The sequence below is a fragment of the Arcobacter aquimarinus genome, from assembly GCF_013177635.1.
Classification (GTDB): Bacteria; Campylobacterota; Campylobacteria; order Campylobacterales; family Arcobacteraceae; genus Aliarcobacter; species Aliarcobacter aquimarinus.
Map to the genome: position 1 here is coordinate 2,493,503 of NZ_CP030944.1, position 12,994 is coordinate 2,506,496.

The window sequence follows — 12,994 nt, forward strand, 5'->3', positions numbered from 1 at the left end:
TTATGATTTATGAAATATACCATGAAACAACCTTTGATTATGCTGCACTTGTGACTTTTAGCCATAATATTGCAAGACTTAAACCAAAAGATTTCGCTACTCAAAAACTTTTAGAGTATTCTTTAAAAATAGAACCCACTCCTTATGAAATGAGTGAATTTGTAGATTATTTTGAAAATACAAATAACTTTATGTTAATAAGAGAAGCACATACTTCTTTAAAAGTAGTGGCTACTTCAAAAGTTCATAGAGTTGAAGAAGAGATAAACAAACAAATTAAAAATTTAAAAAATGTATCTATTACTGTTAGTGAAGCAAAACAAAGATTAAATAAATACTACAAAGATGATGTTTTAGCAAAGCTATTTTTATTTGAAACAGAGTCTATTCCTATGCCTTCAAATGAAATAAAAGCTTATGCTTTAGAATCATTCCAAGAAAATAGAAATCTTTTTGAAGCAACAAATGAATTTATGGGAAGAATTTTTAATGACTTTAGTTTTGTTTCTGGATTTACAGATATTACAACTCCAATAGAAACTGTTTTTAAAGAGAAAAAAGGGGTTTGTCAAGATTTTGCACAATTTGCAATATCAGCCCTTAGAAGTATTGGTATTCCTACTCGTTATGTAAGTGGATATATTCAAACTATTCCTGCTGAAGGAAAAGAGAAACTATTTGGTGCAGATGCATCTCATGCTTGGTTTTCAGTTTATATTCCAACTTTTGGTTGGGCTTGTTTTGACCCAACAAATAATAAAATCCCTAATGAAGAATATATTATTTTAGGATATGGAAGAGATTATTTAGATATTGCACCTTTAAAAGGTGTAGTTCAAAGTAGTGGTGGAAGTAATTTAAAAGTAAAAGTTAATGTTGAAGCCATAAAAGAATAAAGAGTTTTCACTCTTTTTCTTTAAATTCCTGCACCATCTTCAAATGTTCTTAAAGCTCTTGGGCGAATTCCAACAATATCACCTTTTTTAATATTTTTTTCTTTAAATTCATAATGTGAAATTTCAACTAAAACTGTCTTTAATTCATTTTCTAAATGTGTTAATTCTACTTTTACTTGTGAACCTGCAAGTTGAATATATTTTATTTTTGCTTGTAAAATAGCTTCACTATCATTTACAGAAACTATTTCTAATTCATGTGGTCTAATTAAAAATTTAGAGTTGTTATCTTGATTTTCCAAAGATGAGTCGATATTTAATCTTCCATCTTCTTCTCTTCCATGAAATAAATTTACATTTCCTAAAAAATTAATTACAAACTCATTTGCTGGATTATGAAATACCTCTTCAGGAGTTCCAACTTGTTCTATTTTTCCCTTACTTATAACTACAATTCTATCAGCAACTTCAAGTGCTTCTTCTTGGTCATGTGTTACTAAAACAGTTGTAATTCCTAACTCTTCTTGTAACTCTTTTAACCATTTTCTTAAATCTGCTCTAACCTTTGCATCTAAAGCACCAAATGGTTCATCTAAAAGTAAAACTTTTGGTTCAACTGCTAATGCACGTGCAAGTGCAACCCTTTGTCTCTGACCACCTGAAAGTTGCCACGGAAATCTGTTTGCGAATCCATCAAGTTGAATAAGTTGTAAAAGTTTTGTAACTTTTTTATTGATTTCATCATTTGATAATCTCTGCTTTTTTGGTTTTACTCTTAATCCAAAAGCGATATTTTCGAAAACTGTCATATGTTTAAAAAGTGCGTAATGTTGGAATACAAATCCAATATCCCTATCACCTATATCTTTTTTTGAAACATCAATATTATTAAATAAAATTTCACCTTTATCTGTGTCATCTACTGTTTCAAGTCCAGCTATCATTCTTAGAAGTGTTGTTTTCCCACTTCCTGATGGTCCTAAAAGTGCTAGAAGTTCACCTTCAACTATTTCTAAATTTATATTATCAAGGGCTACAAAGTTTCCAAAATATTTTGTTAAATTTTTTACTTCAATTTTCATTTTATTATTCCTTGTCTATTCTTCATTTTTTAATTTTTTTAATTCTCTTGCTACTTTCCACTCTAAAATATATTTTAAAACCAAAGTTAAAAGTGCAAGTATTGCTAAAAGTGTAGAAACTGCAAAAGCTGCTACGAAGTTATATTCGTTATATAAAATCTCAACTTGTAAAGGCATAGTATTAGTAACTCCTTGAATATGTCCAGAAACCACTGAAACCGCTCCAAACTCTCCCATTGCTCTTGCATTACATAAAATTACTCCATACAAAAGTCCCCATTTTATATTAGGAAGTGTCACTTTCCAAAATGTTTGAAAACCACTAGCTCCTAAAAGTAAAGCTGCTTGTTCTTCATCATTTCCTTGTTCTTGCATCAGTGGAATTAACTCTCTTGCAACAAAAGGAAAAGTTACAAATATAGTTGCTAATACAATTCCAGGAACTGCAAATATAATCTGAACATCATTTTCAATCAACCAATGCCCAAACCAACCTTGCGCACCAAATAATAAAATATAAACAAACCCTGAAATTACAGGACTTACAGCAAAAGGTAAATCAATCAAAGTTATTAAAAAACTTTTTCCAAAAAAAGAGTATTTTGCTATCGCCCAAGAAGCACATACTCCAAAAACTAAATTTAAAGGAACTGCAATTGCTGCTGTTATTAAAGTTAATTTTATTGCTTGTAAAACATACTCATCTTCAAAAGAGATAAAATAAGCTTCTACACCTTTTCTAAAGGCTTCAGCAAATATAGTAATCAAAGGAACAACTAACATAATCATTAAAAAGCTAACAGCTGTTCCTATTAATAAATATTTTACAACTTTTGATTCATCTAGCGATGTTTGTGAATTACTTCGTGTTTTCATATTGCCTCCATTCCTCTTCTTCTTGAACTCCATCTTTGAAGTATATTTATTAATAACAACATTACAAAAGAGATTACTAACATAACTACAGCAATTGCAGTTGCTCCTGCAAAATCATATTGTTCTAGTTTTGTAATAATCAAAAGTGTACTAATTTCTGTTTTAAATGGCATATTTCCAGCAATAAAAACAACCGAACCATATTCACCTAAAGCCCTTGCAAATGACAAAGCAAATCCTGTTAATAAAGCTGGAAAAATTGTAGGAAGTATCACTTTATAAAATGTTTGCCATCTTGTTGCTCCTAAACTAGCACTAGCTTCCTCTTGTTCTATTTGAATCTCTTCAAGTGCAGGTTGAATTGTTCGTACCACAAAAGGAAGTCCTATAAAAATCAAAGCAATTGTAATTCCAATAGGAGTAAACACAACTTTTATTCCTAATGGTTCTAAATATTGACCAAACCAACCCTGACTTGAATACAAAGTCGTAAGTGCAATTCCTGAAACAGCAGTCGGAAGTGCAAAAGGTAAATCAACAATCGCATCAAAAACTCTTTTTCCCCAAAAGGTATATCGAACCAAACACCAAGCAACTATAAGTCCAAAAAAAGTATTTACAAGAGCTGCAATTAGTGAAGTAACAAATGTTAATTTATAACTAGCAACTACTCTTGAATCCGTTGAAGCACTAATAAATGCGTCCCATCCCAAACTAAAAGCCTCTGTAAAAAGTGCAATTAAAGGAATAATTACAATTATGCTTAAATAAAAAACTGTATATCCCATCGTAAGACCAAACCCTGGTATTGGGGATTTTTGTCTTTTTAATATTCCAAAATTAAGTCTCATTTTAAATCTTCCTTATTTTAATTTTTTAACATTTTTTGGCTCATCAAACCAATATCCTTGAAAATAATCAATTTCCAACTCTTTACAAGTTTCATAAATCTCTTTTGAAGAAACAAACTCTGCAACAGTTTTTATTCCTATTCTTTTAGCAAAAAAAACTATTGCTTCAACAACTGCTTTTGCCGATTTTGTTTTATTTATATCTTGAATGATAGAACCATCAAGTTTTATGAAATCTGCTTGTAATCTAACTAAATATGAAAAGTTAGAATAACCTGTTCCAAAATCATCTATTGCTATTTTCACCCCAAGATTTTTAACAATTTTTATAAAAGAAATGACCTCTTCAATATTATCAATACCTTCACTCTCTGTTATTTCTATTGTTAAAAAATGCCCTATATCAAATTCATAAATTTTTTGTATCAAAAAATCTACAACATCTTTTTCCAAGATATCACTAATAGAAAGATTTATACTAAACTCAATATTTTTGTTTTCAAAAAATTCAAAAGATTTTTGAATTACTTTTTTTGTAATTTCACTATATAAATTTATTTTTTTTGCTCTATTTATAAAAAAATATGGACTTATTATTTCACCTTTTGAGTTTTTCATACGAACTAAGATCTCATATTTTTTTTCAAATTGATTGCTTATTAACTGTGCAAAAATTTCAAATTTATCTCTTCTTACTGCTTCTATTATTTGCCCTTCCCAATACAAATCTTGTTCTATTGATAAAGAATCTGGATGACAAATATGATGTTGTTCAGCATCATAAATAACTAGATTATGTTTTACTATTTTTGTTTGTTTTAAAGCAAACTCAGCAGTAAACAAAAGTTCAGGATAATTTATAGCAACACCAACTCTCAAAGGTATATATATTTTAAATCCATCAACTTCAATAGGTGAATAACCAAAATACCAAATAATTGATTTTATAGTTTGAATAAACCTATCTTTTGAAATATCTTCACTTGAAGCAGATGCAAAAATATCTGCTCCTAAATAATAGATTTTGCTATTTAAAAATCTATTCTCTAATCTTAAAGAGATTATTTTTAATACTTTTTCTCCAAAATCATATCCATAATAGTGATTAATATTTCCAAACCCATTAACATCAAAAATAGCTACTTTATTAAATGTTTTATTTTTATTATCTTCTAAAAACTCTTTTCTATTTGGAAGATTAATCTCAAACTCTTTATTATCTATAAATTGCGTCAAATGTTCCACCATCATCAAAATGAGTTTTTTGAGCATCTTGCCAACTTCCAAAAATATCATTTATTTTTACAAGTTCAAGATTTGGAAAAAGTTTTAAATCTTCTTGATTTACTAATTCAGATTTTGCTGGTCTATAATAATGCTTTGCTGCTAATTTTTGTCCTATAGGTGAATATAAATACTCTAAATAAGCCTTTGAAACATTATAAGCTACTCTTTTTTTAGCATTTTCATCAACAACTGTAACAGGAGGTTCAGCCAAAATAGAAATAGTAGGTACAACTATTTCAAACTCATCTTTTCCTAACTCATTGATTGCTAAAAAAGCTTCATTTTCCCAAGCTAATAAAACATCACCTATTTTTCTTTGAACAAAAGTATTTGTAGCTCCTCTTGCGCCAGAATCAAGAACTGGAACATTTTTATATACTTTTTTCACAAATTCTAAAGCTTTAATATCTGCTTCTTTGAACTTCTCAGAGTTTCTATCAATATTATTAATATCTTTTAACTCTTGTTTAATTGCATAACTATAAGCTGCTAAATAGTTCCATCTTGCACCTCCAGAAGTTTTAGGATTTGGAGTGATTACTTCAACACCATCTTTTACTAAATCATTCCAATCTTTAATCCCTTTTGGATTTCCCTTTCTTACTAAAAATACAATAGTTGAAGTATATGGAGATGAATTATTTTCTAATCTTGTTTGCCAATCTTGAGGAAATAGATTTGTACTTTGTGAAATTTTATCAATATCATATGCCAAAGCTAAAGTAACTACATCTGCCTTTAATCCATCAATCACAGCTCGTGCTTGTTTTCCAGCCCCACCATGAGATTGTTTTATTTTTATATTTTGACCTGTTTTCTCTTTCCAATAAATACTAAACTCTTTATTATAATCTGTATAAAACTCCCTTGTTGGGTCATAAGATACATTTAAAATCTCTATAGATTCTTTTTCACTCTCTTTTTTGAAATCATAAGTTTCACTTGCAATTGCTAAAATTGGGGCTACAAATGTAGCCACTATTAAATTTTTTATTTTCATTTTATTTTCCTGTTTAAACTAATATACACTAAATGTATGAATATTAAAGATTTAAAAAAATCTCACCTTATTATTTTGAACGAATCTTTATTTTACTCATGGGACACATCATTTTTGCTCCTTCTAATATAATATACACTAAATAGGTGAATATTAAAAGTTTAAAAAAATATAGATGCTTAGGTTAAATACCTAAACCACCTATAAACTCTTCTTTATAAATATCTTCTTTTGAAACTGGCTCTTGTGCTAAACAAGAAGCTATAGTTGTTTTATCTAAAATTTGAGCTGTCAAATTTCTTATATTTAGAAAAACTCTTCTAAAATAACATTTGCTTTCTTGAGAGCAAGGTTCGTAACTTGAAACTGATACACAAGATATCATAGCTATCATACCTTCAAAATATCTTATTACTTCACCTAAAGTTATTTCGTTTGAAGCTTTTGCTAAAATATATCCACCATAACGACCTGGAATACTACTAACCCAACCAGCTTTATTCATTTCAAGCATAATATTTTCAAGAAATCTTCTTGGAACATCAGTACTTTCAGATAATTCTCTAATTGAAATAGAACTCTCTTTTTGTTGAGCTATTGCAAACAAAGCTCTTAATGCATAATCTGTTTTTTTCGATATTTTCATTTATCACCTACTAAATTGGTGATAATTATAATCTTTTATTTTAAACTTGTCAATAGCTATTTTATAAAAATTACAAAATTAGCTAGTTTTCTAGCCAATTTTTGCAATCCTAAAAGCCACTGCATGTTCAAAAATCAGTGAATTACTATAAAAACAAGTAACCATTCCATTACAAGGTGCTAAAAATTGATGTATTACATTTCCCTCTAAAGAATGTACTATTTCACCAATTACTTGGTCTTTTGATACATAATTCCCAGGTAATTCTTTTGAGATAAAAATTCCACTTTTAGCAGATTTTACAACACTTATTGTATTTCTATCCATAACTGTTGATTCATATCCATTAAAAATATGATAATTTAAGATTTTACTTTTATCCATAAATCTAATAATTGCTTGATTTATTTGACTTGCAACTTTTTTATCTACTTGATTATCACTAGGACACATAATAGAAAAAGCTTTAGTTCCCCAAAGTTGCCAGTTATATTGTAAAGTTACAGTATCTATTGATTTCATTGTTCTATGATGAATTAGTTTAAAACCAAACTTCTTTGCTGCAAGTAAATCTTCATATCCACTTTTATAAAGTTTTATATAAGGCAAACAAGTTGCTGGATCAGGACGTCTTTCAAGTATAACTCCATAATCATAACCATTTAAAGCATCAAACACTTTTTTTGCAATTCTTTGTGTTGTTTCACCTAATTCATAACCAGGGAACATCATATTGATATCTGTATTATCCAAAGGCCAAAATCTTTTTGATATATTTAAAGCATAGTGATTTATAGAAGGAATAATTAAAACATCACCTTTTAATTTCTCTTTTTCAAGTTTATTCTTAAAAAAATCAACTAAAGTTGAAGCACAATATAAAGGCAATATAGACTCACCTTCCATCGCTCCAACAATTGCAATTTTAGGAGCATTTGGATTTGTTCCTTTAAATAAATACCCTTCAACAACTAAAGGATCACGACTTAAAGACTCTATTCTTAAAATTTCAATTTTTTCCACTTTTTTCTCCAAAAATTCTAGCAATCAAAGAACCTTCATAAACAACTGGATACTCTCTTAAAGTAAAAAGTATTCCATCATTTGGTGCTTTTAAAGTTGAATAAATTGTCCCTGTTAAAGGATCTACAATATCACCTATTTTATCACCCTCTTTTATAATAGCACAATGATCAAGAGCAGGTACAAAAAGACCACTTTTAGGAGCATTTAAATAAAAAACATCACCTATTTCTGAACTAAATGGTGTTCTTACTGTAAACTCTTCTTCACATTCGATAATGCCTTCTTTTTTCATCAAATTTAAAATACCAATTAAAAGCTGATTCCCATACTCTTTTGTAAGTCTCATTCCTACACCCATTTCAACTACTAAAGTTTTTGTACCCATCGAATTCATAGTATGTGAAAAAGTCGCCTCTAAAACAGTAACTGCATCATGTATCCAAATAAAATCACAGTTCAACTCTTTTGCAAGAGCTAAGGTTGATTTTGAATACTCTTTATTTATTCTGATTTGTGGAATTTCCCGTAAAAAAATATTACTTGAGTGAATATCAATTGCAATATCACTACCTTTTACATCATTAGCTAAAGCATATACAACTTGACCTGGCAAAAATTCATTTGCACTTCCAGGAAAAGTTCTATTTAAATCAACTTCATATAAAGGGAACCCTCTTGTAATTGTATCAACTCCCAAAGAGTTAACAGCAGGATAAATATCAACTATACCTTTTAACTTATCATTATTTTTATTTAACCAATCAGCTAACAAATAAATAACTAATTGCCCTTCCAACTCATCTCCATGGATTCCACTTACAATAGAGATTCTTTTCATTTTTTTATTATCTACACTTTTTGGTTCAAATCTTGTTCTTTTTACAGATAATTTCTCTCCAACTGGTAGATTTGATGTGAAAATTTCACTTGTTTTCATTGTTCCTCAACTATAATTTTTTTTATTTTTCCATTTATTGAACTTATAATAACTTCATAAGAATCTGTTTGATTATGTGGTTTAAACTCCGAATTAGGTGCTAATCTTGTAACTATTTTATCAATTTCATCCATAATAACTAAAGATAACTCCTTATCTTTTTGTACTCTTACATGAAAATCTACTTTTTCTACAAGTTTTCCTAACCTTAAAAAATAATCACTTGTATTTCTTTTTTGACGTCTTGTTAATTCTCCCCAAATTTCACTAATCAACGAAAGTACATAATCAATGAATCTGCAATCTATAGAAAAACTTGAATGACTTGAATGTTTCAATAAGTCAGCCAACTCTATAACAGATCCAAAAGCTTCTGTATCTAGATTTGATCTACATATTATTGCATTCTCTTTTGCATAAGAGATTAGTTGATATAAATTTGAAGAGTGATTACCAAAAACTGCTGCATTTAAGAAATCTTTCGCATTTTCATACTCTATTTCTATTCCTAATTTTTTATAAAATTCTTTTCCTGAATTTTTATCAATATCAATTATTCTATCAAAATGATATACAACCTCAATCAAAGTAGATTCAACTCTTTCTAAATATCTTCCAAACCAATAAAGATTATTTGCCACATTTGCTGTTAATAATTGCTCCATATTAAGCCTCCACAACCCAAGTATCTTTAAAACCACCACCTTGTGATGAATTTACCAAGTAATTTCCTGCTTCCATTGCATATCTAGTCAAACCACATTGCCAAACTTTTGGTTCATCACTCATTACAACATAGGCTCTAAAATCTGCTTTTCTTGGAACTACTTCATCATTTATAAAACACTCTTCATCATAAAATTCTATTAACTCTTGAGCTATAAATCTTCTTGGATTTGCACTTATAATAGTTTTTAAATCTTCTATTTGTATTTTTGACATATTATGTCCAAACATTACGCCATATCCACCAGCTTCTGCCACATCTTTTATTACTAATTTATCCATATTTTCAAATATATATTTTTTATCTTCTTCAAAATATGGTAAATAAGTAGGAGCATTATGTAAAATAGGCTCTTCACCTAAATAATATTTAATCATTTTTGGAACAAAATAGTAAATTCCTTTATCATCTGCTATTCCATTTCCAGGAGCATTCATAATAGCTACATTACCCGATAAATATGCTTCCATAATTCCAGAAACACCTATTAAACTCTCTTCATTAAAGAATCTTGGGTCTAAGAATTCATCATCAAGTCTTCTATAAACAGCCCCTACTTTGATTAATTTCCCATCATAATTTTTGAAATATAAAACCTTATCTTTTACAATTAATTCTTCATTTCTAACAAGTTGAGCGCCTATTTTTTTTGCTAAATATGCATGTTCATAATAAGCTGAGTTAAATCTTCCAGGAGTTAAAACAACATTTATTCCTCCACAACTTACATAATTCATTGCTTCTTCTAAAATAGAAGGATAAGCTTTTATAGGTTTTATCTTTATTTTCTCAAAAAATTCTGGATAGATTTTTCTATAAGTATCTCTTATTGATAAAGGATAACTAGCACCACTTGGAACTCTCAAATTATCTTCCAAAATAACCCAATCATCAGTTTTAGTATCTTTTACTAAATCAATTCCGTTTATATGAGTTCTAATTTTTTTATTTGGAGAAAAACCTTCTAACTCTTTTAAATAACCCTTTGCTTGATATACAAACTCTTGTGGAATTATTCCATCTTTTATAATCTTTTTATCTGTATATAAATCTTCCAAAAAAAGATTTAGTGCTTTTATTCTTTGAGATAAACCTCTATCCATTTTATCAAACTCTTTTGAATCAATAATTCTAGGAATAACATCAAAAGGAAGAGACCTTTCTATAAAATTTCCATCTTTATATAGATTAAAATTTACAGCAAACTTATCCATATACTTTTGAAATTCGTCAATCTTTAGTCTATCTTGCTTGGAAAATATTTCCCAAAACAATTCTGTATTCGTATTTTTAACATCTAACAATTCACACCTCCTAAACTAATAAATTCTAATACGATTAAAATAAAAAAAGACTAAATATTATTTATAGTTTCAATTTTAGCTGTTTAATTTATATACATTATTTTCTCTAAGAAAAGTGACAATAACATAGCAATTTGATATATTTACTAATAATTTTTATAGAAAATAAATTATTTTAAAAAAATAAAGAAATTTATTTAGAAGAACTTGAAGCTTTTTAGCTTCAAGTTATTTTGGAAGTGATTAAAAAGTGCTATTAAGCAAACTTCTCTTTTTTTGCAGTTCTTTTTCTAACTGTAGGATCTAACTCTTTTTTTCTTACTCTAATAGAAAGAGGTGTAATCTCAACTAACTCATCATCTTCAATCCACTCTAGTGCATTTTCTAAAGACATTTGTCTTGGTGGAACTAATTTAATAGCTTCATCAGCACCACTTGATCTTACATTTGATTGAGCTTTTCCTTTGATAGGATTAACATCTAAATCATTATCTTTTGCATGTTGACCAATAACCATACCAATATATACTTTATCTTGAGGTTTAATAAACATAATACCTCTGTCTTGTAAGTTAAAGATTGAATAACCTAAAGCTTCTCCATTTTCCATAGAAACTAAAGCACCATTTTTTCTAGACTCAACTGTTCCTGAATATGGTCTAAACTCTAAGAATGAGTGATTCATAACACCCTCACCTTTTGTTTCTGTTAAGAACTCTGTTCTAATACCAATTAATCCACGTGCAGGAATTTCAAACTCTAACCTTGTATAACCTTCACCCATTGGTACCATGTTTGTCATAGTAGCTTTTCTTTTTCCAAGTTTTTCGATAATTGCACCTGTAAATTCATCTGGTAAATCGATTACTAAATGCTCAAATGGCTCCATTTTTACACCATTTTCTTCTCTAATAATAACCTCAGGTCTTCCAATAGAGAACTCAAAACCTTCTCTTCTCATATTTTCAGCCAAAATAGTAATTTGAAGTTCACCTCTTCCATTTACTTTAAATTTACCTTCACCAATTTGCTCATAACTCATAGCAATATTTGTATTCATTTCAGAAGCTAATCTTTCGTTGATTTTATTTGAAGTAACATATTTACCTTCAGTTCCTGCTAATGGAGAATCATTTACAGCAAATGTAACAGAAAGTGTTGGTTCTTCAATATGCATTGGATCAAGTGGCATTGGATTATTTGGATCACATAAAGAATCTCCAACATCAATAGTTTCAAAACCAGCAACAGCTACGATATCACCAGTTCCTGCTTGTTTAATATCAAATCTATCCATACCTTTAAATCCGATAAGTTTAGTAACTCTTCCTTTGATTTTTTCACCATCAGCTTTACATAAAACTACAGTTTCTCCCATAGAAATTGTACCATTGAAGATTCTTGCAATTCCAATTTTTCCAATAAAATTGTCATAATCAAGAGTAAATACTTGAAGTTGTAAACCATTTGCATCATCACCTTTTGGTTTTGGAACTTCTTTTAAAATAGTTTCATATAATGGCGTTAAATCTTTATTTTCATCTTCTAAAGCTAATTTCGCATATCCATCTCTTGCTGCTGCATAAACAACTGGGAATTCTAATTGCTCTTCTGTTGCATCCATATTTGCAAAAAGGTCAAATACCTCATCAATAACTCTATCTGGCTCTCCACCTGGTTTATCAATTTTATTGATAACAACGATTGGTCTATGTCCTAAAGATAAAGCTTTTTTTACAACAAATTTTGTTTGAGGCATAACTCCCTCTTGTGCATCAACAAGAAGTAAAACAGAATCAACCATTTTTAAAACCCTCTCAACTTCTCCACCAAAATCGGCGTGTCCTGGAGTGTCAATAATGTTAATTCTAACACCTTCATAATCAATTGCTGTGTTTTTAGAAAGAATAGTAATTCCTCTCTCTTTTTCTATAGCATTGCTATCCATAACTCTTTCATCTACATTTTGGTGTGCTGAAAATGTACCACTTTGTTTTAAAAGTTGGTCTACAAGTGTTGTTTTACCGTGGTCAACGTGCGCTATTACTGCGATATTTCTAATGTCTCTCATTGATTCTCTTTTTATAAATTTTCGCGATTATACTAAAAAAAAGCTTAATTTTTTTATATATTAAGTGTAAAGAAAATGTAAAGATTCAAAACAATCTCTTTTTACAATTGTCAATTAAGATTCTATTATCAAAATATATAAAGGATGTTTTTTGTTCTTAATTCGTGAATTAATAAAATCTTATTTACTCTTAGTATCCATACTTTTTATTGGTAGATTATTTTTATATCTATTTTTTTTCGACCGTTTTTTAGATATAAATTTAACAGAATCTCTACTTAGCTTTTTTTA

The 12,994-nt window shown here is 28.8% G+C and carries 12 protein-coding genes; 1 reads left to right on the forward strand and 11 read right to left on the reverse strand.

Going from position 1 to position 12,994, the window contains the following annotated elements:
* Positions 1–2: 2 nt before the first annotated feature.
* Positions 3–896, forward strand: a complete 894-nt coding sequence (locus AAQM_RS12590) for a transglutaminase family protein (RefSeq protein WP_129095514.1) — start codon at positions 3–5, stop codon at positions 894–896.
* 20 nt (positions 897–916) lie between these two features.
* On the opposite strand, the gene AAQM_RS12595 is transcribed toward AAQM_RS12590, so the two are convergent.
* The 11 genes from AAQM_RS12595 to typA all read right to left on the reverse strand — a co-directional run bounded on the left by AAQM_RS12595 (position 917) and on the right by typA (position 12,703).
* Positions 917–1,978, reverse strand: coding sequence for a sulfate/molybdate ABC transporter ATP-binding protein (locus tag AAQM_RS12595; RefSeq protein ID WP_129095513.1), 1,062 nt, complete (start codon positions 1,976–1,978; stop codon positions 917–919).
* 15 nt (positions 1,979–1,993) lie between these two features.
* Positions 1,994–2,854 carry a sulfate ABC transporter permease subunit CysW gene (gene cysW / locus AAQM_RS12600; protein ID WP_129095512.1) on the reverse strand — a complete coding sequence of 287 codons (861 nt, stop codon included), beginning with the start codon at positions 2,852–2,854 and terminating at the stop codon, positions 1,994–1,996.
* Positions 2,851–3,705, reverse strand: coding sequence for a sulfate ABC transporter permease subunit CysT (gene cysT, locus AAQM_RS12605; RefSeq protein WP_129095511.1), 855 nt, complete (start codon positions 3,703–3,705; stop codon positions 2,851–2,853). Before cysT ends, cysW begins: the two co-directional genes overlap by 4 nt.
* Before the next feature lie 12 nt (positions 3,706–3,717).
* Positions 3,718–4,941: an EAL domain-containing protein gene (locus tag AAQM_RS12610; protein ID WP_228254532.1), complete on the reverse strand. Its 1,224-nt coding sequence runs from the start codon at positions 4,939–4,941 to the stop codon at positions 3,718–3,720.
* Entirely contained in the window at positions 4,922–5,992 is a 1,071-nt protein-coding gene (locus AAQM_RS12615; RefSeq protein ID WP_129095510.1) for a sulfate ABC transporter substrate-binding protein, read from the reverse strand. Before AAQM_RS12615 ends, AAQM_RS12610 begins: the two co-directional genes overlap by 20 nt.
* Before the next feature lie 184 nt (positions 5,993–6,176).
* On the reverse strand, positions 6,177–6,638 hold the full coding sequence (locus tag AAQM_RS12620) for an RrF2 family transcriptional regulator (protein WP_129095509.1): 462 nt from the start codon (positions 6,636–6,638) through the stop codon (positions 6,177–6,179).
* Positions 6,639–6,728: 90 nt separating this feature from the next.
* Complete coding sequence (locus AAQM_RS12625) at positions 6,729–7,661, reverse strand: M14 family metallopeptidase (protein ID WP_129095508.1); 933 nt, start codon at positions 7,659–7,661, stop codon at positions 6,729–6,731.
* The gene (locus tag AAQM_RS12630; protein WP_129095507.1) at positions 7,648–8,601 is read right to left on the reverse strand and encodes a M14 family metallopeptidase; all 954 of its coding nucleotides are present in this window, start codon (positions 8,599–8,601) and stop codon (positions 7,648–7,650) included. Before AAQM_RS12630 ends, AAQM_RS12625 begins: the two co-directional genes overlap by 14 nt.
* Complete coding sequence (locus AAQM_RS12635; protein ID WP_129095506.1) at positions 8,598–9,266, reverse strand: alpha-E domain-containing protein; 669 nt, start codon at positions 9,264–9,266, stop codon at positions 8,598–8,600. The genes AAQM_RS12630 and AAQM_RS12635 overlap by 4 nt, the downstream gene beginning before the upstream one ends.
* Position 9,267: 1 nt before the next feature.
* Complete coding sequence (locus AAQM_RS12640) at positions 9,268–10,632, reverse strand: circularly permuted type 2 ATP-grasp protein (protein WP_129095505.1); 1,365 nt, start codon at positions 10,630–10,632, stop codon at positions 9,268–9,270.
* Between the two features lie 256 nt (positions 10,633–10,888).
* A complete protein-coding gene (gene typA / locus AAQM_RS12645) occupies positions 10,889–12,703 on the reverse strand; it encodes a translational GTPase TypA (protein WP_129095504.1) in 1,815 nt (604 codons plus the stop codon).
* Positions 12,704–12,994 lie beyond the last annotated feature (291 nt).

Excerpts from the sequence above, each read along its gene's own strand:
- AAQM_RS12630 (WP_129095507.1), bottom strand. The coding sequence starts at position 8,601 with ATGAAAACAAGTGAAATTTTCACATCAAATCTACCAGTTGGAGAGAAA.
- AAQM_RS12615 (WP_129095510.1), bottom strand. The coding sequence starts at position 5,992 with ATGAAAATAAAAAATTTAATAGTGGCTACATTTGTAGCCCCAATTTTA.
- AAQM_RS12620 (WP_129095509.1), bottom strand. The coding sequence starts at position 6,638 with ATGAAAATATCGAAAAAAACAGATTATGCATTAAGAGCTTTGTTTGCA.
- AAQM_RS12590 (WP_129095514.1), top strand. The coding sequence starts at position 3 with ATGATTTATGAAATATACCATGAAACAACCTTTGATTATGCTGCACTT.
- AAQM_RS12595 (WP_129095513.1), bottom strand. The coding sequence starts at position 1,978 with ATGAAAATTGAAGTAAAAAATTTAACAAAATATTTTGGAAACTTTGTA.
- typA (WP_129095504.1), bottom strand. The coding sequence starts at position 12,703 with ATGAGAGACATTAGAAATATCGCAGTAATAGCGCACGTTGACCACGGT.
- cysT (WP_129095511.1), bottom strand. The coding sequence starts at position 3,705 with ATGAGACTTAATTTTGGAATATTAAAAAGACAAAAATCCCCAATACCA.
- AAQM_RS12635 (WP_129095506.1), bottom strand. The coding sequence starts at position 9,266 with ATGGAGCAATTATTAACAGCAAATGTGGCAAATAATCTTTATTGGTTT.
- cysW (WP_129095512.1), bottom strand. The coding sequence starts at position 2,854 with ATGAAAACACGAAGTAATTCACAAACATCGCTAGATGAATCAAAAGTT.